23 protein-coding genes are annotated in these 22563 nt (G+C 37.0%); 15 read left to right on the top strand and 8 right to left on the bottom strand.

Features of this window, described 5'->3' with window-relative positions; genetic code table 11:
- Window positions 1-102 precede the first annotated feature (102 nt).
- The 5 genes from CQZ94_RS12990 to CQZ94_RS12970 all read right to left on the bottom strand — a co-directional run bounded on the left by CQZ94_RS12990 (window position 103) and on the right by CQZ94_RS12970 (window position 4074).
- Window positions 103-1350, bottom strand: coding sequence for a DUF4153 domain-containing protein (locus tag CQZ94_RS12990; protein WP_142395829.1), 1248 nt, complete (start codon window positions 1348-1350; stop codon window positions 103-105).
- Window positions 1351-1397: 47 nt separating this feature from the next.
- Window positions 1398-1613: a helix-turn-helix domain-containing protein gene (locus CQZ94_RS12985; protein ID WP_105585719.1), complete on the bottom strand. Its 216-nt coding sequence runs from the start codon at window positions 1611-1613 to the stop codon at window positions 1398-1400.
- 11 nt (window positions 1614-1624) lie between these two features.
- On the bottom strand, window positions 1625-2107 hold the full coding sequence (locus tag CQZ94_RS12980; protein WP_105585718.1) for a DUF2975 domain-containing protein: 483 nt from the start codon (window positions 2105-2107) through the stop codon (window positions 1625-1627).
- 148 nt (window positions 2108-2255) lie between these two features.
- Window positions 2256-2501, bottom strand: coding sequence for a hypothetical protein (locus tag CQZ94_RS31725; protein WP_258166019.1), 246 nt, complete (start codon window positions 2499-2501; stop codon window positions 2256-2258).
- A 193-nt stretch (window positions 2502-2694) separates the two neighbouring features.
- Window positions 2695-4074, bottom strand: a complete 1380-nt coding sequence (locus CQZ94_RS12970) for a sigma-54 interaction domain-containing protein (RefSeq protein ID WP_105585717.1) — start codon at window positions 4072-4074, stop codon at window positions 2695-2697.
- A gap of 83 nt (window positions 4075-4157) precedes the next feature.
- On the opposite strand from CQZ94_RS12970, the gene CQZ94_RS30890 reads away from it, so the two are divergent.
- Genes CQZ94_RS30890 through CQZ94_RS12955 form a run of 4 tightly spaced genes read left to right on the top strand, consistent with a single transcriptional unit; the run spans window position 4158 to window position 7626 of the window.
- Window positions 4158-4367: a hypothetical protein gene (locus tag CQZ94_RS30890; RefSeq protein WP_142395828.1), complete on the top strand. Its 210-nt coding sequence runs from the start codon at window positions 4158-4160 to the stop codon at window positions 4365-4367.
- 21 nt (window positions 4368-4388) lie between these two features.
- Entirely contained in the window at window positions 4389-5393 is a 1005-nt protein-coding gene (locus tag CQZ94_RS12965) for a proline racemase family protein (protein ID WP_105585716.1), read from the top strand.
- Between the two features lie 26 nt (window positions 5394-5419).
- Entirely contained in the window at window positions 5420-6655 is a 1236-nt protein-coding gene (locus CQZ94_RS12960; protein ID WP_105585715.1) for a dicarboxylate/amino acid:cation symporter, read from the top strand.
- Window positions 6649-7626 (top strand): ornithine cyclodeaminase family protein, encoded by a 978-nt coding sequence (locus CQZ94_RS12955; RefSeq protein ID WP_105585714.1) that lies wholly within the window; start codon window positions 6649-6651, stop codon window positions 7624-7626. Before CQZ94_RS12960 ends, CQZ94_RS12955 begins: the two co-directional genes overlap by 7 nt.
- A 362-nt stretch (window positions 7627-7988) precedes the next feature.
- Here CQZ94_RS12955 and CQZ94_RS12950 read toward each other — a convergent pair whose 3' ends face one another.
- Entirely contained in the window at window positions 7989-8327 is a 339-nt protein-coding gene (locus tag CQZ94_RS12950) for a hypothetical protein (protein WP_105585713.1), read from the bottom strand.
- 318 nt (window positions 8328-8645) lie between these two features.
- Here CQZ94_RS12950 and CQZ94_RS12945 point away from each other — a divergent pair, with 318 nt between their 5' ends.
- The 8 genes from CQZ94_RS12945 (at window position 8646) to CQZ94_RS31210 (ending at window position 15978) form a co-directional block, all read left to right on the top strand.
- Window positions 8646-10235: an ABC transporter substrate-binding protein gene (locus CQZ94_RS12945; RefSeq protein ID WP_105585712.1), complete on the top strand. Its 1590-nt coding sequence runs from the start codon at window positions 8646-8648 to the stop codon at window positions 10233-10235.
- A 208-nt stretch (window positions 10236-10443) separates the two neighbouring features.
- Window positions 10444-11394 carry an ABC transporter permease gene (locus tag CQZ94_RS12940; RefSeq protein ID WP_105585711.1) on the top strand — a complete coding sequence of 317 codons (951 nt, stop codon included), beginning with the start codon at window positions 10444-10446 and terminating at the stop codon, window positions 11392-11394.
- 6 nt (window positions 11395-11400) lie between these two features.
- Window positions 11401-12252, top strand: a complete 852-nt coding sequence (locus CQZ94_RS12935) for an ABC transporter permease (RefSeq protein ID WP_105585710.1) — start codon at window positions 11401-11403, stop codon at window positions 12250-12252.
- A 26-nt stretch (window positions 12253-12278) separates the two neighbouring features.
- Window positions 12279-13271 (top strand): ABC transporter ATP-binding protein, encoded by a 993-nt coding sequence (locus tag CQZ94_RS12930; RefSeq protein ID WP_105585709.1) that lies wholly within the window; start codon window positions 12279-12281, stop codon window positions 13269-13271.
- On the top strand, window positions 13264-14235 hold the full coding sequence (locus CQZ94_RS12925; protein ID WP_142395827.1) for an ABC transporter ATP-binding protein: 972 nt from the start codon (window positions 13264-13266) through the stop codon (window positions 14233-14235). The genes CQZ94_RS12930 and CQZ94_RS12925 overlap by 8 nt, the downstream gene beginning before the upstream one ends.
- A gap of 598 nt (window positions 14236-14833) precedes the next feature.
- Window positions 14834-15238 carry an alpha-ketoglutarate permease gene (locus tag CQZ94_RS12920; protein ID WP_105585707.1) on the top strand — a complete coding sequence of 135 codons (405 nt, stop codon included), beginning with the start codon at window positions 14834-14836 and terminating at the stop codon, window positions 15236-15238.
- 288 nt (window positions 15239-15526) lie between these two features.
- Entirely contained in the window at window positions 15527-15688 is a 162-nt protein-coding gene (locus CQZ94_RS31215; protein WP_181149493.1) for a hypothetical protein, read from the top strand.
- A gap of 131 nt (window positions 15689-15819) precedes the next feature.
- The gene (locus CQZ94_RS31210) at window positions 15820-15978 is read left to right on the top strand and encodes a hypothetical protein (RefSeq protein WP_000548946.1); all 159 of its coding nucleotides are present in this window, start codon (window positions 15820-15822) and stop codon (window positions 15976-15978) included.
- 218 nt (window positions 15979-16196) lie between these two features.
- Here CQZ94_RS31210 and blaIII read toward each other — a convergent pair whose 3' ends face one another.
- Together blaIII and CQZ94_RS12905 are read right to left on the bottom strand one after the other, a co-directional pair.
- On the bottom strand, window positions 16197-17144 hold the full coding sequence (blaIII, locus tag CQZ94_RS12915; protein WP_105585706.1) for a class A beta-lactamase BlaIII: 948 nt from the start codon (window positions 17142-17144) through the stop codon (window positions 16197-16199).
- A gap of 563 nt (window positions 17145-17707) precedes the next feature.
- Window positions 17708-19030: an MFS transporter gene (locus CQZ94_RS12905; RefSeq protein ID WP_105585704.1), complete on the bottom strand. Its 1323-nt coding sequence runs from the start codon at window positions 19028-19030 to the stop codon at window positions 17708-17710.
- 224 nt (window positions 19031-19254) lie between these two features.
- Here CQZ94_RS12905 and CQZ94_RS12900 point away from each other — a divergent pair, with 224 nt between their 5' ends.
- The 3 genes from CQZ94_RS12900 to CQZ94_RS12890 are packed head-to-tail and all read left to right on the top strand — an operon-like array spanning window position 19255 to window position 22512.
- The gene (locus CQZ94_RS12900; protein WP_105585703.1) at window positions 19255-20844 is read left to right on the top strand and encodes an ATP-binding protein; all 1590 of its coding nucleotides are present in this window, start codon (window positions 19255-19257) and stop codon (window positions 20842-20844) included.
- A 19-nt stretch (window positions 20845-20863) separates the two neighbouring features.
- Window positions 20864-21541 (top strand): response regulator, encoded by a 678-nt coding sequence (locus CQZ94_RS12895; protein ID WP_105585702.1) that lies wholly within the window; start codon window positions 20864-20866, stop codon window positions 21539-21541.
- Window positions 21538-22512, top strand: coding sequence for a tripartite tricarboxylate transporter substrate binding protein (locus CQZ94_RS12890; protein ID WP_142395826.1), 975 nt, complete (start codon window positions 21538-21540; stop codon window positions 22510-22512). The genes CQZ94_RS12895 and CQZ94_RS12890 overlap by 4 nt, the downstream gene beginning before the upstream one ends.
- Window positions 22513-22563 lie beyond the last annotated feature (51 nt).

Here is a 22563-nt window from a genome sequence, read left to right as displayed (position 1 = left end):
AGCCGATATTATGCAACTTTGTATAAAAAGCTGCATAATATCGGCTCTAAGGATTTTATACGTTATAGAAGATTAGCTTTTTGTTACATTAACAGAGCCTTTCTAATTAAAAATTATAGGAAAAGTAAATGTAACGAAAGCTGCCCAAATTCCGTAGACTGGCAAATACTTAGTAACGGCATCTTGGATAGTTGAAGGTCCAGATTTGTTTTGTAGAAAACGCATATAGGAGAGCATAATCCAAATTAGATTTGCCCAGATAAGTATGTTTACTCCTAAAACAGCAAGTCTATTAGGCGTAATCCCATAAGAAGAAAGTCTGAACACGATGGCTGACAAAGCCACACTGTCAATGATAAGCGTAAGAACAATTAAGGCGAAATTTATATAATCTGAAATGTTCTTTTTCTCGTCTGAGTCGCTCTCGGTAATGGAAAATATGGTAACGGCCAATACACCAAGGAGTATTCCGTTGAAGGCTATCAGGAAATTGCGGTCCAAGAATGGATTTTTTCCGGCCCATATAACCGTTATAAGATAGACCAACAATGTGACCAGGACAAGAGGACTGAAAATTTTAGCTATATATGGTGTAATATTCTTAGCAAGTTTAAGATTCATTGATACTAGATATGCAGCCACAATAGCTAGAGCGGCGGCACCAAATAAAACGACATTACTAAAATAAAAGTCTTCTATATCCAAGTCAACAAAGCTAAATAACTGCATGGTTAATGCTGCTAGTATCATTCCGCTAACTGCCATGCTGGCGTAGAGAATACAATATTCCAAATTAAATTTAATATAGGCTAATCTTGTACTGCCTTTTGAATGTTCATTTCCTGTAAATGCAAGCCCTACCAATACCCATAAGAATATGGGAAGGTGTAAATAAGCAAGGATAATACTGTCTTTATAATTTAATGGCAGCATATTAAGATAAATCCCGGAAATTAGGAAACACGCTGCAAGGGAATAAATAACACTTTTTTTCGGAGTATTATTGTAAACAAAATAGGCAGCAATAAAGGGAATTATACCAAAAGCCAGGTTAATTGGAGCAATTGCTTCCTGTTCGACAAAATGGAAAATGATTCTGGTGCTTATCCCGGCCAGAATGGCTAAAATGCCCATGAATAAGAAACCTTTTTGAAGCAAGGAAGATTTTTCTGTATTTGCCGTCTCATTGAAATGCAATCTTTCATACCAAACGCCAAGAACCTGAGAATCAGGATTTTGTTCCCATGCGTGTGAGAATGACTTTTTAAAAGTTTTCGGGTCTTTTCTATACATTCTCTCCAGCTCATGAGGGTTAGCAATATTTTCAACAATCAAATTGTTAATGTCCATAGTTATACCTCCTCTAATAATTGTTACATTAAGTCTCCTCAATATGTTTAACTGTCTTCGTCACTTTTGTATTCTAAAATATCTCCAGGCTGACATTCTAAAGCCTTACAAATTGTCTCTAAAGTGGATAGTCGAATCGCTTTTGCCTTTCCATTTTTCAATATAGAAAGGTTCGCCATTGTTATTCCAACCTTCTCCGAAAGTTCTGTTACGCTCATTTTCCTTTTTGCTAACATCACATCAATATTGATTATAATTGCCATTGTTATTCACCTCAGACCGTTAAATCATTTTCTGATTTGATATTAATTGCTTCTTGTAAAAGTTTTTGGAGAACAGCCGCAAAGACTGCGATAACCATCGAAGCAAAAGGAACAACCAATCCGACAAAGATAACTCCTGGTGCGTCGTCTACTTCCGCAAAGATATAGAAGAGCGGCCAAACTAGCAAATGAAAAATACTGATTGTGATGGCACAGTATTTGATTTTCTTTAAAGCTTTTACAGATAAATCGGAGAAAGCTTTATTTTTGTCAATATAGCGTAAGAGTTTGAAAGCCTGATACAAAGCAAAGTAAAAAGGTATCGCCGATGCATCAAAAGCGATGAAAACGAGATATTTTATAAAAGAAAACTCTGGAAGCAATTTTGCTGCAAGATTCGCCATCTCAGGCACAAAAAAGATGCACAGAGCAAGAACTGGGATTCCTAAAAGAATAACAGCTACTTTTAAAAATAACGTTGTTCCTTTTTCCATAAAAAGCACCTCGCTTATTTATTCTGATTTTGATTTTAATATATATTTTATCGTTTTACAATAAAATTTTATTAATTTGAATGAAATTTTTATTGTGAGTTTTTGTTTTAAGGAAAAATAAAAAGCATTCCTCATTCAAAGAAATGCTCTATAATTTTAAACCACTAAATTTATAACTTTTACAGCTATTCTTTATATCTGATGTGCTAAGTCCATGATAAAAACATAAAGATACTAACAACAATTCTTCAGGGGAATTTAACATATTTTGTTTAATTGCTTTTTCTACAGCCTTTTGTTCCTCTATGGTTAAAGGGGTAGTAGTTGGAGGTAAAGCTCTTGATTTCTCTTTCGTTAAAGGCACATGTGTTATAAATTTTTTTCGCTTTGCCAACTTAAGCAACACCAATAAATCTTTCCTGACAATCTCTCTATTTTTAGGATTCAAAGTAAGTAAAAAATCATATGTATCATCTTATTGAAGCATCTTCCAAGAACGAATATGTGGCTTAAATTCCACAATGAATCTTACACACTATGAATAAATGACTTTTTTTATTGGCTTATGAACATACACACACCGCTGATTATCGCTCTACTTCATAGGTAATCCCATACTTCTTCAGCTTCTTATATAAATTAGCCCGGGACATGCCCAGCTTTTTCGCAGCAATGCTTTTATTTCCGTACGTGTCTTCGAGAGCTTGTATAATTCTAGTTTTCTCCAAGTTCTTTTTCGCATCAGTGAGTGAACGCTCTGTATGATAGACGGATTTTTGCGAAGGTAATAGTTGCGAAATGTTTGATTCACGTATTTCTTTACCTTCATGAAGGACAATTAATCTTTCTATTATATTGCGTAGTTCACGAATATTACCCGGCCAAAAATATGTATGCAGTCGATTCATTGCTTCTTGATGAACGAAAGGAGCGGGCTTGTTATATTTAAAAGAAAATTCCTTTAAGAAATGATGCACTAAAAAAGAAATATCATCTATTCGCTCTCTTAGCGGCGGGATGTGAGCTGTGAAAACATTTAGTCTATAAAATAAATCAGATCGAAATGTCCCGCTGAGCACCATATCTTCTAAAATACGATTCGTTGCGGCGATCACTCTTACGTTTATCTTTTTCGGAGCTTGCCCACCAATTCGGTAAATCTCTTTTTCTTGTAAAGCACGAAGTAGTTTCACTTGCATATCAAGTGGGAGTTCTCCTACTTCATCTAAAAATAATGTACCGCCACTTGCTAATTCTAGCTTTCCTGCTTTGCCGCCCTTAGCGGCTCCCGTGTATGCTCCGGATTCATAACCAAATAGCTCACTTTCAAAGAGAGCGGCAGGGATAGCACCGCAATTAATCGGGATAAAAGGTTGCTTGTTTCTAAGGCTCGCTTCATGAATGGCCTGGGCAAATAGCTCTTTTCCAACACCGCTTTCTCCTGTAATTAAAATCGTCGCATCAGTTTTCGCTACCTTTTTCATGTTGTGGATAATGTGCTGAAGTGTTGCATTATTTCCTTTAATCGTGCTGAAGGGGTCATCTTGCTGATGTTGAATCATTTGCTTTAATTGCTGTAATTCTTCAGAAGTGGAGGATAATTTTTCATTTAACTTAATCGTTACGGTAATATCTCTTTCTACAGACATAGAACCAATTAATTCATTGCTTTCGTCATAAATAGGAGTCGTACTAATTAATACGTGCTTATCTGGCCGAGGAAGATGATAAATATCCCGGACCGGTTGCCCGCTCTCAAGAACTTTCAAATTCATAATATCTTCCTTTGAAAAAAACTCTTGCACATTTCTACCGATAATATCTTCTTTTCTTATGTCATACATTTTTTCTGCTGCCTCATTCCAGTACAACATAACGCCCTTCGTATTTACGATAGAAATCGCTTCTTCCACGTAAGAAAGGAGTGTATGTAACGTTGGAACTGCAAAGTTATCGAATTGTTTCATAGTGTATCCTCCAAAGATTTTATCCCGCTATTTGTGGACAGTAAGATTCCCACCTCAAAATTCAGCGAATGCGAGGAAGGTAGGTGGGAGAGCAACTGCCCGTAAAAGTCCGATTGGTGTGGGCTAATAATCAGTGGGGATGGAAAAGATCCCTACTGATTAAAGTTTCACTTTATAAAAAAGTAGACAGTGGTATACAGATTTGTTGCCAAAAGGATACACCTTTTTCAGAAAAATGTAAACAAATTAACGCTCTGCACTTTGGCATGGTATTTGCAATGAAAAGAGTATAAAAGTATGAAGGAGAGATAGAAATGAAGGTTAGTAAAATATACACAACAATTGATGCTCACGTAGCTGGGGAACCACTTCGAATCATTACGGGCGGAGTACCAGTGATAAAGGGAGAAACGCAATTAGAAAGACGCGCGTACTGCATGGAACATTTGGATCATCTTCGTGAGATTCTTATGTATGAACCGAGAGGACATCACGGAATGTACGGTTGTATTATTACTCCGCCCGCAAGTCCTCATGCTGATTTTGGCGTGTTATTTATGCACAATGAAGGCTGGAGTACGATGTGTGGTCACGGAATTATCGCTGTTATTACAGTAGGAATTGAAACTGGTATGTTTGAAGTGACAGGTGAAAAACAAAAATTCATTATTGATAGCCCTGCTGGGGAAGTCATTGCGTACGCAAAATTTAACGGGAGCGAAGTAGAGTCCGTATCATTTGAAAACGTTCCTTCGTTTGTATATAAGAAAGACGTTCCTATCAAAATAGATGACTATGAATTTCAAGTAGATATTGCATTTGGCGGAGCATTCTACGCTGTTGTAGACTGTAAAGAATTTGGTTTGAAAGTCGATTTCAAAGATTTACCTGCTATTCAAACGTGGGGCGGTAAAATTAAGCACTACATTGAGAGTCAAATGGAAGTAAAACATCCACTTGAAGAAGGTTTAAAAGGAATATACGGCGTTATTTTCTCAGATGAACCGAAAGGAAAAGACGCTACTTTACGAAATGTAACGATCTTTGCTGACGGGCAAGTAGACCGTTCCCCTTGCGGCACAGGAACTTCCGCAAGAATCGCAACCCTTTTTGAAAAAGATGCCTTACAAAAGGGAGAAACTTTCGTCCACGAATGTATCACTGACGGCCAATTTGAGGGAGAAGTATTATCCGTAACAGAGGTAGATCAATATGAAGCAGTCGTTCCGAAAGTGACGGGGCAGGCGTTTATTACAGGATTTCATCAGTTTGTTGTAAATCCGAGAGATGTTTTGAATCGGGGGTTTTTGTTAGCTTAATGTTTTCTTAAGGGAGGGACCTTTGGATGAAGTGGTGGCGAAAATTAAATTTACCTGTGAAAATTTTGATAGGGGCATTAATCGGTATTGCGTTAGGGGTAGTATTTGGACCGAAAGTAGCTGTTTTAAAACCGATTGGGGATATATTTATTCGTTTATTACAAATGATTATCGTGCCGTTAACTTTTTTAAGTATCGTCTCAGGTATCGCACAACTTGAAAATCCGAAAATGTTAAGGGCAATTGGCGGAAGAATTTTCATTTACTATGCAATGACAGCTGTATTAGCGACAAGTATTGGCGTAGTAATCGCTTTTATTATCAACCCTGGTAAAGGAGTAGAAGGTCTTCTTGCGAATGGACAGAACTTTAAAGAAGAGAAGTTTAGTTTTATAGATAATATCGTACAATGGTTTCCTTCTAACGTCATTCAAGCGGCTGCAGAAACAAGTATGCTTCAAATTATTATCTTTGCTATTTTTGTCGGCATGGCACTTATTCTTCTTGGCGATCAAGCGAAAGGAACTCGTAAATTAGTTCATGAAGGATCAAAAATAATGATTAAAATTGCAGAAATCATTATTGGATTTGCTCCGTACGGAATTATGGCGTTAATTGCTCATGTAGTTGGCACATTTGGAGCTGACATGCTTACTGCTGTCGTTAGCTATGTCGTAGCTGATTATTTATCATTGCTACTCATTGTATTTATTATGTACCCAATTGTACTGAAAATTTTCGGGAGGATAAGCCCACTTCACTTCTACAAACAAGTGAGTCCAGCTATGCTCGTAGCTGCTAGTACGACATCAAGTAGCGCTACTCTTCCGGTAACGATGGAAGTTGCGCAAAAAAGACTTCGTATCCCTGAATCGGTAGCTGGTTTCACCATTCCGCTTGGGGCTACTGTTAATATGAATGGACTATCCGCAGCACTCGGTGTTTTAGCGGTCTTCGCATTAAATGTATATGGAATTCCGATTACATTTGGGCTTATTATGCAAACTGTATTTTTAGGAATTGTCCTTGCAGCCGGCTGTGCCGGAGTAAAAGGTGCGGACGTTATTACCGCGACCATTTTACTCTCTACACTAGGGCTTCCGCTAACAATTATCCCGATCATCGCAGCTGTTTCTCCGCTCGTTGATATGGGCCACACAGTTGTAAATATTACGGGTGATTTAGTAGGAGCACAGGTCGTAAACGAAAATATTGCATCTAGTGAAGAGAAGAATTTAGAAAAGGGTGAACAAATATGCTAGTCATAAGCGCGAACGAACAAAAAAACTTAGTAAATATGAAGGAAGTCATTGAATATGCGGCGCTTGCTTTAAAAGAATTTTCCGCAGAAAGAACGATCACACCAATTCGCGGCTCATTACCATTTGCGAGTGAACAAAATACCGCGTTAATTATGCCTTCAGTCGCGGAAGGACTTGAGGCGCTTGGAGTAAAAATAGTAACGGTAGCCCCTCATAATAAGAAGCTCGGAAAGAAAACGATAAACGGGATTGTGATGCTATCAGACTTTCAAACAGGAGAACCGCTCGCACTTTTAGAAGGTTCTTATTTAACAATGATCCGAACAGGCGCCTTATCAGGTGTAGCGACAAAACATTTAGCTCGTCATAACGCAAAAAACTTATGCATCATCGGCACAGGGGAACAAGCGAAAGGAATTGCAGAAGCTGTATTCGCGGTTAGAGATATCGAAAAAGTCATACTATACAATCGAACAGAAGAAAAAGCGTATGTATTTGCACAATATATACAAGAGAAATTCAATAAACCTGCATACGTCTACAGGGATCCAGATGAAGCAATAAGTGAAGCAGACATCATCGTCACAACAACGAATGCATCTATACCAGTCTTCACAGAAACATTGCAAAAAGGCGTCCACGTAAACGCCGTCGGTTCATTCAGACCGAGCATGCAAGAACTACCATCCCATGCCATCGCGAACGCAAATAAAGTAGTAGTTGAATCAAAAGAAGCAGCGCTAGAAGAAACTGGTGACCTTCAAGTTCCAATAAAAGAAGGCTTATTTGAGGCAAGTGACATACACGCCGAACTTGGTCAAATTATTAGCGGGGAAAAAGCTGGTAGGGAGAACAATGAAGAGATTACTATTTTCAAATCAGTAGGTTTAGCGGTAGTAGATATTATCGTTGCGAAATACTTATATGAAAAAGCGATGGAGCGTGGGATGGGTACTACGATTCAGTTGTGAGGCTGCCTTTTGGTGGTCTTTTTAATTTGGGTTATAAGTTACTCTATTTGGTGCTTCATATATTTTTGTATATGAAAGTGTATTGAGAGATTATTATTTGTTGTATCTTACATAATGTGAAATAAGACAATAGTGAAGGTTCTCTCTATGTGCCAGTTAAAAGAAGAGACGAGATTTTTTTATTTGATTAAAGCAAGTGCCAATATTTATTTATAATTAAATCCTCGTGATAAAAATTAAATTGATATTATGTTGGAACATGTGAATCCTATGCAGATATCAACTCATTAATTCAATTGGCGTATGAAAAAAGCTGCACCTCTAACCATTAGAGGTGCAGTTTAAATTTTTCTCTGTTTTGTTTACCATTCTCTCCATTCTTCTGTTATGTCTTCTTCGGATTCTAAGCCAGCTATTCGTGCTGCTGTATCGATAAATTCATAGAGATCTTCTCTTTCCATTGTTTCGATAAAATAGTCATGTTCGTCATTTAATTCATTTATTTTAACAACTACTTCTTTAACGACTTGCATTATTTCGACTTCGGTTGGATTCTCCCCCAATAGCTCTAAATTGTTAATGTAAGTGTCAAGAACTTTATTTGTTGCACTTATATTTTCTTCAGTGAAAAACTCCCCATCTTCATCATTCTCAATCCATGGGGTTGTGGGTTTGTTTTTTTTCAATTCATCAAACGTCATGATAACCTCCTAAAAATGTTTTTTATCTTTAATCCCATTCTACATTTTCAATTATATATAACAACCATTTTAGAGGAATTTCCTGTAGGCTATTAGTTTTTTAACTCATTTTGCGAGGCTACCTTTTCGTGGTCTTTTTGTTTTATCATCCACATAAATATATTTTATCGCAAGAATTCATTAATAGATTTCAAACTTTCTACCTTTGCGAAAAAGTTTGACAATACATACGGGTAGTGGTAATTTAAAACCTATAAGAAAACTCGGTATTAATTCCGAGTTTTCTTATAGGTGTAAATAGTCGAGAGGGGTCGAAATATGAAAAAGAAGTTGTTTACATTACCATTTGTCCTAATATTACTTATTGCATTAGCGGCTTGTTCTGGGGAGAAAGATTCTTCGAAGCAGGCAGGAACTAGTACGTCAGGGACTCCGAAAGATGGAGGGACGTTAACAGTTGGTGTTAGTGATAATCCGGATACGATGAATCCGCTTTATGCGAATGATCGTGTGTCATTAACGATACAGCAAGCTTTATATGCACCGCTGTATCATATGGAAGACGGTAAGAAAAAGTTTGTTCTTGCTGAGAGCTTTACGCCTTCAGAGGATCAATTAACATGGACTTTAAAACTAAAGGATAATTTGAAATGGCATGATGGTAAGAAAATTACATCTGACGATATAGCATTTACATTCCAATCTATTTTAGATGAGAAGCAAAATAGTTCAAGCCGTGAAAACTTTATTTTTAAAGGAAAGCCGCTTGAGGTGAAAAAAGTGGATGAGCTAACGACTCAATTTGTATTACCACAAGTAAGTGCATCTTTCGAAGGGGTTATGAATGACTTCTTCCCAATTCCGAAACATGTATTTGAAGGTGAAGCAGATTTAGTGAAGAGTAAGAAAAACTTACAGCCTGTAGGATCAGGTCCATTTAAATTAAAAGAGTTTAAGTCAGATGAATATGTTGCTTTAGAGCGATTCGATGATTATTTTGCTGGTAAAGCGAAATTAGATTCTATTGTGTACCGAGTTGTAAAAGACCGTAATACGGCAAATGTTTCACTGCAAAATGGTCAAATCAATATGAAGATGATTGAGCCGCAAGACTTTAAGAAATTAGATAGCACTGGGAACTTCTCAATGGTGACATTCCCTGAAGGTAGATTATTCTACTTAGCTTATAACTTTAATACAGACCTTATGAAGAAAAAAGAAGTGCGCCAAGCAATTGCACATGCATTAGATAAGAAAGAAATGATTAACTCAGCATTCGTTTCTAGTCAATTTGCAGAACCAGCAAATTCAATCTTAACGCCAGACGCTATGTATTATGCGAAAGATATAAAAGAGTATAAGTATAATCAAAAAGAAGCGAAAGATTTATTAGCAAAAGCTGGTGTGAAAGATAAAGAAAAAGTACGCGTTATGTATGTAACGAATAATAAAATCATGGAAAGTTTAGCGCTATATACGCAGCAAAAATTACAAGAAGTTGGCTTACAAGTTGAACTAAATGCATTAGATGCAAGTGCAGCAAGTGAAAAAGGCTTAGATAAAGAAAATAAAGAATATGACATTACATTCGGTGGTTACATAATGGGACCTGAGCCAGATTCATATAAGAGCTTATTCTTAAGTAATGCAGAATACAATTATGCACGTTATAAAAATGCTGACTTCGATAAGTTATGGGAAGAAGCTGCAGTTGAAACAGATAAAACGAAACGAGCTGAGCTATACCATAAAATTCAAGATACAGCGAGAGAAGACTTACCTTATCTTCCAATCGCATATCCGAAAGCAGTTATTGCAGTAGATAAAAAGTTTGATGGATTAAAAGAAGCAAAAGCAATTCCTGTCACAATGTTTGAAGATCTATCGAAAATTTATGAAGTGAAATAAGAAACAGTAAAGAAGCTGGTGGAAATCAGCTTCTTTATCCCGCTTTAACGGGCAGTAAGACTCCCACCTCAAAATTCGGCGAATGCGAGGAAGTTAGGTGGGAGTCGGGCTGCCCGTTAAAGCCCGATTGGTGCGGGCTAATAATCAGTGGGGGATGGACAAAACCCCCACTGATTAAAGTTTCACTTTATCTTGAGGGGGGAAGTTTGTGTATAAAGTAATTGCAAAGAGGCTTTTAAATGCAATTCCGCTTTTATTTGTTATTTCTATTATTTCTTTTCTATTAATAAAACTAGCGCCGGGCGATCCAGTTCGAAACTTTGTAACGCCGAATATGAGTCCGATTGACGTCGAGCGTATTCGCAAAAGTTTAGGACTAGATCAACCAATTTACATGCAATATATTTTATGGTTGAAAAATATTTTAACAGGGAATTTTGGATACTCACTTCAAAATCACCGTCCTGTTTTAGAACTTATCACAGAAAGATTACCTGCAACAATCGGCTTAATGGGATCCTCTTTACTCGTCTCATTCGTAATCGCAATACCACTTGGACTATTTACAGGGGTGAAAAAGAACTCTATCTTTGACCGCATTGTGAACTTCATTTCCTATGTGGGAATCTCAATGCCAGTCTTTTGGTTCGCGTTACTATTAATCTACTTATTCTCTTTAAAGTTGAACCTGCTTCCGAGTATGGGTATGCGCACGGTCGGTCAAGATTCCTTCTGGGATATTGTCCAGCACGGCATTTTACCTTGCATAGTGCTAGCGTTCCAAAACATCTCTGTCTATATGAGATATATTCGCTCAAGCACAATCCAGCAATTAGAGGAAGATTACGTACAAATTCAATATGCGTACGGTGCTTCAAAGAAAACAGTTTTATTTAATCACGTACTTCGAAACGTATTAATACCGATCATTACAATTTTCGGATTATCCATTCCAAGTTTAGTAGGCGGAGCGTTCATTACGGAAACAGTATTCTCATGGCCGGGACTTGGTTCACTCGGGGTGAATGCTATTTTTAGATTTGATTATCCAATTATTATGGCAATTACATTACTATCATCATTCATGTTAATTCTCGGTAACTTAATTGCTGATATTTTATATGGCGTAGTAGATCCGCGCATTCGAATGAGGGGGTGATTTGGAATGAACAATAGGAGATTTCAAACGATAAAAAGTAGTTTTACAAAAAATAAGTTTGTAGTAATGGGAGTTATTATACTTAGTGTTTTAACAATAGCGTCTCTTTTCGCATTCGTATCACCGTACGATCCTAGCAAAATGTCTATTCCAGATCGTTTACAAGAACCGAGTATGAGTCATCCGTTCGGTACAGATGATTACGGAAGGGATTACTTAACGAGGGCGTTATATGGCGGAAGGGTTTCCCTTGCTGTTGGTTTTCTAGCGATGGTTGTTTCCATTACAATCGGAACCGCAGTAGGAACAATTAGCGGATATTTTGGCGGAAAGTTAGACAACCTCTTAATGCGAGTTGTCGAGGTTCTTATGTCGATTCCTTCTTTCTTTTTAATGTTGTTATTAAATGCTTATTTAAAACCAGGAATTACAACGCTTGTTCTTATTATCGGATTATTAACGTGGATGGATACCGCGCGTATCGTAAGGGCAGAAACGTTATCAGTAAAAGAGCGTGAGTACGTGTTATACGCGAAAGTATCGGGACAAAAATCACTCATGATTATTGTAAGACACATCATTCCTAACATTTTATCAACCATTATAATCGCAGCGACATTAACAATTGCGACATCGATTTTAATGGAATCATCACTTAGCTTCTTGGGGTTAGGTATTAGAGAACCAGATTCTTCTTGGGGCAGCATGTTAAATAATGCGCAAGGATACATAGGTGAAGCTTGGTATTTAACACTCTTCCCAGGGTTCCTTATCCTTCTAACAGTATTAAGTTTTAACGTAATCGGTGAAGCGTTGAAAAAAGCTTTCGCGCCAAAAGGAGCTGGGAATGAGAACTAAAGTGTTAAGTGAAAGGAGTGAGAAGCGTGTCTGAAAAACTATTAGAAGTGAAAAATTTAAAGACTTCTTTTTTCATAGAAGACGGCGAAGTAGAAGCTGTTCGCGGTGTTTCATTTAGTTTGAAAAAGGGTGAAGTCGTTGGGATTGTTGGCGAGTCGGGAAGCGGAAAGAGCGTTATGGCGAAATCCGTTATGGCTCTCGTTACGTCGCCAGGGAAAGTGAAAGAAGGAGAGATTCTTTTTCAAAATGAAAACGTACTTTCTAAATCGGAGAAAGAATTACGCTCTATTAGAGGAAATCAAATTTCACTTATCTCTCAAGATCCAATGTCTGCGCTAAATCCGGTTGTGAAAATTGGGAAGCAAATGATGGAAGTAATTATACGGCATCAAAAAGTGAAAAAGAAAGAAGCAGAGCACATCGCGGTTAACTTGTTAAAACAAGTCGGTCTTTCTTCACCAGAAGAAAGGATGAAACAATATCCGCATGAATTAAGTGGTGGAATGAAACAACGGGTTATGATTGCGATGGCAATGTCTTGTAACCCAGACCTTCTCATTGCGGACGAACCGACAACCGCGCTTGATGTAACGATACAAGCACAAATACTAGACTTAATGAAAAACTTAAAAAACGAAACAAATATGTCGTTACTTCTTATTACGCATGACTTAGGAATTGTTGCGCAAAACTGTACACGCGTTATCGTTATGTACGGCGGGCTTATTATGGAAGAAGGACCTGTACTTAATATTTTCCAATCACCGAATCATCCATACACGAAAGGGCTATTAAACTCTCTGCCAAAAATATCGAACGGAGTAAAAGAAAGACTAGCACCAATTCAAGGTGTAACGCCAAACTTACTACATCCGCCGAAAGGTTGCCCATTCGCAGAGCGTTGCCCGCATAAAATGGGGATTTGTGAAAAAGAACGTCCACCATATTTTGAAATCGGAAACGAAAGACGTTCCATGTGCTGGTTAAACGATGAAACAGTAGGTGATTCCCATGAATGAAGAAAACTTAATTGAAGTTCGGAACTTAAAAAAGTATTTTCCTATTAAAAAAGGACTATTTGGCAGAAAAACAGAGCAATTAAAAGCAGTCGATGACCTAAGCTTTACAATTAAAAAGGGTGAAACATTCGGATTAGTAGGAGAATCCGGCTGCGGAAAATCAACGACAGGAAGAAGCATCATTCGTTTACACGACGTTACTTCAGGGAACGTTTTATTCGACGGACAAGATATCGCGAATTTAAAAGAAAGTGAACTAAAAGAATATCGAAAACGAATGCAAATCATTTTCCAAGACCCATATGCATCATTAAACCCGACAATGAACGTATTCCAAATTATTAGCGAACCGATGAACATTCACGGCTCTTACACAGCGGAAGAAAGAAAAGAAATCATTCTAGACCTTCTCAAAAAAGTAGGCTTAAAAGAAGAACACCTATATCGCTACCTGCACGAATTTAGTGGAGGCCAAAGACAGCGCATCAGCATCGCGCGCGCACTATCTGTAAAACCAGACTTCATCCTATGTGACGAACCAATCTCAGCACTAGACGTCTCAGTCCAAGCACAAGTCGTAAACATGCTGCAAGACATTCAAGAAGAAACAGGAGTCACATACTTATTCATCGCACATGACCTATCCATGGTAAGACACATATCAGACCGAATCGGAGTCATGTACTTAGGAAACATAGTAGAAATTGCCGACAGCGAAGACCTATACACAAAACCGGCACATCCATACACACAAGCACTACTCTCCTCCATGCCAGAACCAGATCCAACAAATACAGGCAAAGAACGGATCATCCTAGAGGGAGAAGTACCAAGCCCACTAAACTCACCATCCGGCTGCAAATTCAGAACGAGGTGCAAATTCGCTACTGAAAAATGTGCACAGGAAGTACCGAAGATGGTGGAGATTGCGAAGGGGCATGAGGTGGCTTGTCATTTGTTTTAGAGAGAAAGCATCGGGGGAACCTGGTGGTATTTCAGTTGGTAATATGATAGCTGGTATGGCTTGTAGCGCTAAATAATTTATATAATAAACAATAAATATAAAAAAAGAGCTAAGGTTCTCATACAGACTTAGCTCTTTTTTATGTTTGTTAAACAATATCCTTTCAAAAAAATATTTAAGTCTATATTTATAATTTTTTCTATCTTAATGCATAAAGACAGGGAAGGATTATATTTAATTCCCTTCCATACTTCTGATGGGGTGGACATCAATGAGATGTGGTTTTTTGTTCACGGATTTTTAACATCTTTATTTACAGTGTTTTGAATGTAAACTAATAATAAAAAGTTTGCTTTCAAATTAGAAAAGGTTAGTCCCTCACTTCACTCCACTCCAGCTAAAAACCTCACACCCAAAAACAAAGGGGAACTCAATTGTTCAAACTCATATAAAGTTTCAATCTTGTCTAAGCATCCATTAGGATATACAATTGATCATCTATTTTTCTTTACATAATCTCCAGATACAGTCCATATCAACTATAGATTCTTGTCTTATGCTAAATGTAGTTCCAAACAAAACAAGGAGGTAATGAAAAATGATTAAAACATTATTAGCAGGAGCACTTTTAAGTACAGGATTGGTAGCGGGAGGTGCAGTAGGTGCAGATGATGCGAAAATGGACAATTTAAAGTTAAATGAAGATAGTTCAAATCAAGTAATTACACAAAGTGCAGATGGAACAACGTCTTTCTCACAAAACTTTGATTTACCTAAAGATGCAGTGCCAGCAACTTTTAAAGAAGATGTAAAAACTGTTGAAAGAACAGAAGGTACAGGTTCTCAAGAAGGAAAAATGGTACCAACAAAAGAAGGTACAGATTCTCAACCTGGATTTGAAATTGGATCATCTGAGAAATCAGAATATGCAAAAACTGTTGAAAGAACAGAAGGTACAGATTCTCAAGAAGGAAAAATGGTACCAGCAAAAGAAGGAAATTAAATAATATATAGTTATAACGAGGAGCATCCAAAAAGTGGTGCTCTTTTTATATTATAGGGATTAACTAGTTTTACTGAATATAGAACTGTAGGAGGAATTGAGGCTAGAACATGGGGAACTATCTCTTCAAATCATGGTGTTTGGAGCAATAGTTTTGGTGGTAAAGTTACAATACAAACATTTTATTAGAGATTTTCTAAATTTACATACACTCTAGATAGACTACATATCAACTTCAGATACTTGTTTTATGATACAAGTAATCAAACAAAAGGAGGGCAATACAAAATGATTAAAACAGTATTAACAGGGCACTCTTTTAAGTACAGGAGATTATTAGCAGGTGGAGCAAATGTTGAAGATGTACAGACAGATAAGCATATTCCATATGAACAAAATGAATTGCAGCAAATTCTAGAAAAGTACGATTCGAAGAAGTTTGAGTTATAAAAAGAAAATAGATAAATTAACAAGAGAAAAGTACTTTATGTATATCACAGGTGATTTTTATTTTTATTTGGATATAGGACTTGAATCAAACTTTTATACTAAAATATATACGGCAAAAAGGGGGGAGTACATTGCACAAAATTATTTATGGAATATTAATTTTAATTTATACTTTGTATTCATTTTTTGTAAGTGATGGAAGTGAAGTAAGGTTTATTATGCTGTTAACTATAGTACTTATCTTTTCTGTGGTTTTAGAAAAAGGAAATGCAAACAAAACGACTGATTAAAGGTCGTTTTGTTTGCATCTTTTTAATTGGCTATTACAGTCCAGATGTTTTAGGGGTAGCACCAAATCGCCATCAAGCTTAAAGAACGATTTATCGCCAAACAATAAAAATGAGCTTTTTATTACAAGTTAGCACCAAATTTTGTTTTTGGGACACTATTAAATTTTTAGTTGATGAAAACACCCGCCTAAAATAGAAAACTTTTAACCTATTATCATTTATTCCGTAGCTTTTAAGGTATTTAACACGACTTTGGTTGCGTCTGCAATAAGTTTATCATCGTATTTAGCATCTTCTTTATCATGATTAGAAAGTATAGCAAGAACAATCGGCTTTTTATTTGGTGGCCAAATAATTGCGATATCATTTCTTGTTCCGTAAAATCCCGCGCCTGTTTTATCAGCTACTTCCCATCCTTTTGGTACGCCCGCACGAATCAATTTATCTCCAGTTGTATTTCTCTTCATCCAATCTACTAATAGTTCACGTTTTTCTATTGGAAGTGCAGTTCCTAATGTAAATGATTGAAGTGTCTTAGCTATCGCTTCTGGTGTACTGGTATCATGTGTTTCTCCTGGATGCACTTCATTTAATTCAGGTTCAAATCGTTCTGAAGTAGTAACAGTATCTCCCATTTCTCTCAAGATTTTTTCAAATTCAGAGGGCCCCCCTAACTGTTTAAGAATCAAATTATGTGCTGTGCTGTCACTATATCGAACAGAAGCATCTGCAAGTTCTTTTAACGTCATTCCTGTATCAACATGCTTTTCAGTAATCGGATTATAATTAGAAAGATCTTCATGAGTATACGTAATCCTTTGATCAAGAGCCTCTAATGAGTTCTTGCGTAAAAGAGCGCCCACAGCTAATGATTTAGATGTAGATGCAAATGCAAAACGATCATCTGAATGATAAGCAACAGTTTGATTTGTACCTGTGTCCAGTGCATAAATACCAAGCTTAGCATCATATTCTTTTTCAAGTTTAGCGAAAGATTGATTACCTGTATTTTCTTGTTTAATTTGATTAGCTTGATTAGTTTGTTTAGGTGGTTCAGATTGAGTGTTACTATTGGAACAGCCTATAAGTGATACACATGAAAGTAATACTACAGGCACAATCTTTTTGTAATGTAAAATGTTAAAGAACTTGTTTAAAACGAACATAAATTTTCAACCTCTTTCAAGAATATATGGATTTTGTCTAGGTATTCTAAATACCAATGCAATTAAAGATGGCATAGGGTAACAATACTACTGCAGCTAAAATTTCACAGGTTAAAGGACATCCAAAACGTTTATATGATTGATAAGTCACGGTTTGGGTTATTTCTTTTTTGTTTTCACTTGTAATGGTTCACCTGTGAAAGTATTAAACTTGTAATACTTAACCGTAGTATTACAATACATATTTTTTACTTTTGGGAATAATAAGTCCTTTCTTTTTTTTGTAATACATAAAAATAGATGTCAAACGGGATATGTTGTATCCAATCTGGACAACTAATATTAGAAATACACTTATTAGACACTCTAAGTAATAAATTTGTTCCACTTTAAGATGAGGAAGAATTTGGGGTTTGTAAAATAACAATGGAACTACTTGTTTTTTCGTCATACAAAAACCTCTACATATAAGTAGAGGTTTTTAAATTGTATATTAATGAATTATGCTTTTTTAGATAAAGCAAATCGAGTTCAGGTAAACGAAGAACATAGAATACGTAATTTTAACTAGATTTATTATTAGCTAGTTTATCTCCACCACCAAGCTCCGCCTCAATCTGCGAAGTCTTCGATGACTCATCCATACGCCAATACGTAATAAAGCTTATCGCGATACATCCAGCTACATAGAAGTAGAATAGTGATTCCATTCCAATACTCTTTAGCCATAATGCGATGAACTCTGCAGTCCCGCCGAATATCGCAACTGTTAGTGCATATGGTAAGCCTACGCCAAGTGCGCGAATTTCAGTTGGGAAGAGTTCTGCTTTTACAATTGCGTTAATGGAAGTGTAACCAGTAACGATAATAAGGCCGACCATCATGAGTAAAAATGCTACCATTGGTTCTGTCGTTTTTTCCATAAAGAAGAAGATTGGTGCTGTTAGTAACGTTCCGAGAATACCGAAAGCCATTAATAGTGGGCGGCGTCCAATTTTATCGGATAGTAGCCCCGCAATTGGTTGAAGTACAACGAATATAAGTAGTGCGACAAAATTAATCCAACTTACAACTTCTTTCGGAAGACCGACTGTGTTTACCATGAACTTTTGTAAATATGTTGTGTACGTATAGAATGCAACAGTGCCTCCTAGTGTTAGGCCGACTACTGTTAATACTGCTTTCGGATGCTTCATAAGAGCGCGAACGGTTCCTGCGTTTTCGCGGTTTTTAGATTCCATTTTTGAGAATTGCTCCGATTCATCCATCGTGCGGCGAAGCCATAATACAGCTACTGCGCCCATCGCTCCAATAATGAATGGAATACGCCATCCCCAAGCTTTCATATCTGGTTCACTCAGTAATTGCTGAAGAACAATTTGAACGCCTAACGCAACCATCTGTCCAGCAACGAGCGTTACATATTGGAAGCTTGAATAAAAACCACGGCGGCCACTACTAGCCATTTCAGATAAATACGTTGCGGAAGTTCCGTACTCTCCGCCGAGTGATAATCCTTGCAGTAAACGGGCAAGAACTAAAATAATTGGTGCCATAATACCGATGCTTTCGTAACTAGGTGTACAGGCAATAATTAAAGAACCACCGGCCATAACCGTAATGGAAAGCGTTAATGCTGCCCGGCGTCCGTGCCGATCTGCATAACGTCCCATTAATAAACTTCCAATAGGGCGCATTAAAAATCCAACTGCGAAAATAGCTGCTGTGTTCAGTAACTGGCTCGTTGGATCTCCTTTAGGAAAGAACTCTGCTGAAAAATAAACAGCGAAAGCAGAGTAAACATACCAGTCATACCATTCAATTAAATTGCCGACTGAACCTTTGAAGATATTGCCGGCCACTCGGTTAGATTTTGCTTGAGCCATAATAATTCCTCCTCTTGCTTATAAATAAAAGTTAAATATGAAAGCGTGTTCAATGCAGTTGAATTGTACTGTTTTGTATCCGAAATCTCAATATTATGACAATTTTATTCTTTTTGTACTTTATGTACATGGATATTTTTAATAGTTGCTTCATTTTTAGTTTTGTCATAATAATAGAAAAAGGAGATTGATATTTTTGAATATTTTATCAAGGGATATGAAGTATGAAAAAATCACGTAAAGTGTCATTACAAACGAAAATACTAGGCTTAATTATTACATTAATTTTATTTGTCGTTCTCCTGTTAGCGGGGATATTTGTTTACATTCAGTCCGTTGATACGAAGCGTCAAGTGGAACAGTTAGCACTGCAAACGGCTAAATCTCTTTCTTTTATGCCAGCTATAAAAGAGGCTTTTCAATATAACGAGCATAAAAGTACCATTCAATCCATTGCGGAACAAGTTCGCGAGCAAGCTGGTGCAGATTATGTAATTGTGGAAGATCGCTATGGGGTTATGTATTCACATTCTAATTCGGAGTTGATTGGTACAAAGAGTAACAATCCATATAACTATGAAGCACTTACTTTTGGAGGATATTATACGCTTGAAGGAAAGGGAGTAAGCGATCCTGCTTTAATGGCGAAGGCACCTATTATTATTCATAACGGAGATTACGATCAAGTAGTAGGCGTTGTCACAGTAGAGTTTTTAATAAAAGGTATTGAATCTAACATATTGAGCAGAACGAAAGAAATTATACTCTTTTCCTTAGCGGTATTACTAGTTGGAATTGTTGGCGGGATACTTTTAGCACGTAGTATTAGGAAAGATACATTAGGTTTGGAACCGAATGAAATCGCAGCGTTATACCGGGAACGAAGCGCGATACTACTATCTATAAAAGAAGGGATTATTGCCATTGATCAAAACGGTTTTATTACAATGATGAACACTTCGGCAGAAGAGATGTTGCATGTAAATGATGATTATGTGCATCAGCACATTTCAAAAGTTTTACCGAATTTTAATATGGGGAGAGTGCTAGAAAACGATCAAGAAATAGCGTTTCAAGATAAAGTGTTTATTTTAAACATGACACCAATACTCGAAAATAACAGTACGGTAGGTGTTGTATGTAGTTTTAGAGATAAAACCGAATTGCAAAACCTTGTTAACACAATATCTGAGGTAAGAAAGTATTCAGAGGACTTACGCGCTCAAACACATGAATTTACAAATAAACTTTTCGTCTTATCAGGTTTATTGCAGTTAGGGCACTACAGAGAAGCAATTGAATTTATCCAACAAGAATCTAATATTCATCAAAGCCAAAACCATATTTTATTCCATCAAATTCATGATGCGAAAGTACAAGCTATTTTATTGGGGAAACTTGGAACAGCGTCTGAGAAGAAAATCGATTTTCATATTGAAGGAGATAGTGCACTTCATCCGCTACCAGATCATATAAAAGTTTCGCACCTTATTACGATCCTTGGAAACATTATCGATAATGCGTTTGATACGGTGAGTGGGCAAGAGGAAAAGAGTGTTTCCTTCTTTGTTACTGACATTGGGCACGATATTGTTTTTGAAGTGATAGATAGCGGGATAGGAGTACCAGCAGAAAAAATAAGTACCATTTTTCAAAAAGGATTTTCGACGAAAGGAAATAATCGTGGTTACGGACTAGCAAACGTGAAAGAAATGGTAGACGTACTACAAGGAACAATTGAAATTCAGAACGAGAAAAATGGGGGAGCTATTTTTACAATTTACCTTCCGAAAACATTGAAAGAAAGTAAATGACAAACAGGGGGACGGACATATGTTGAAGGTTGCAATTGCAGAAGATGATTTCCGCGTAGCGCAAATTCAAGAGGAGTTTTTATCAAAAATAAAGGACGTAAAAGTGATCGGAAAAGCATTGAACGCAAAAGAAACGATGGAACTACTACAAAAAGAAGAAATTGATTTGCTTCTATTAGATATTTACTTACCAGATGGAATTGGTACAGACTTATTGCCGAAAATCCATGCTGACTTTCCAACCGTTGACGTCATTATGGTTACAGCGGCGAACGAAAATCATATGCTAGAAAAAGCAATTCGAAATGGCGTAAGCAACTACCTTATAAAACCGGTCACGTTAGAAAAGTTTGTTCGCACCATTGAAGACTATAAAAGAAAGAAGCAATTATTACATAGTAACAATGAAGTAAATCAAGCACTAATCGATAACTTCTTCGGTACTTCGCAAACACAAGATATGAAAAACTTACCGACCGGTGTTGATCCGTTAACACTGCAAAAAGTGAAAGGAATTATAAAAGGATTCCAAGAGGGAATTACAATAGAAGAAATGGGAGAACAAATGGGGGCCTCCAGAACAACCGCAAGAAGATATTTAGAATACTTAGTAGCGACAAACGAATGCACAGTAGAGTATACATACGGTATTATCGGGCGACAAGAACGAAAATATCGAATAGGACGAGGATTATGAAAAAACGATTATTACTATGTATATGGATCATGACAGGAGTAATAGCTGGTTGTTCCTCGGAAAAAACTCACACAAATAAAGTGAACATAGAAGAAGTAGAAATCGTTGCACCGAACGTTCAAGGCGCTGGATGGGACTTAACGGCACGAGCGATGCAAAAAACACTGACAGAAGAAAAAATCTTCACAAAACCAATCACAGTCACAAATAAAGTAGGCGGCAGCGGTGATGTCGGATGGAAATATACGAAACAAAAAGGCGGTCACGTACTTGCGATTAATTCAAGCTTACTCATAACGAATAACCTACTAGGCCACAGTAAACTAACATATAAAGATTTCACACCGCTCGCAACACTAGCGTCAGACTGGGAAGTTGTTGTCGTATCAAAAGACTCAAACATAGAAAACGCAAAACAACTAATGGAACAACTAAAACAAGATAAGAAAAACTTCAAAATCGGCGTGGCTCCAGGCTTAGGAAACGACGATCACCTATCCTTCGTACAAGTAAGCAAAGCATTCGGCATAAACCCTGCCGAACTAGAATTCTTCGTCTACGAAAACAAAGAAAAAATCATAAATGCCCTAACGAACAAACAAATCAACGCCGCAACAATGACCCTATCCGAAGCCGAAAAACAATACAAAGCCGGCAAAATAAAAATACTAGCCGTATCAGCACCAAAACGACTAGACCGATTACCAGAAATCCCAACGTGGAAAGAACAAGGGATTGACGTCATATTTCAGCATTGGAAAGGAATTATGGGGCCGAAAGATATGACGGAGGAAGAGGTTGCTTATTGGGATAGTATTATTAAGAGGATGGTTGAGAGTGATAGTTGGAAGGGGATTTTGAGGGAGAGGGGTTGGAATTACTTTTATAAGAATAGTGGGGAGACGAGGGTGTTTTTGGAGGAGAGTAGTTTAGGATATGGTGAGTTGATAGGGGGAATTGGCTTGAAATAATGAGAGGTAGTACTCCTACAATAAGCTATGTAAATCTCTTATAGAAACAAC

This window comes from Bacillus sp. MYb209 (assembly GCF_002975175.1).
Taxonomy (GTDB): domain Bacteria; phylum Bacillota; class Bacilli; order Bacillales; family Bacillaceae_G; genus Bacillus_A.
The sequence above is the reverse complement of the archived record's forward strand: the minus strand, read 5'-3'. Positions and strand labels throughout refer to the sequence as shown.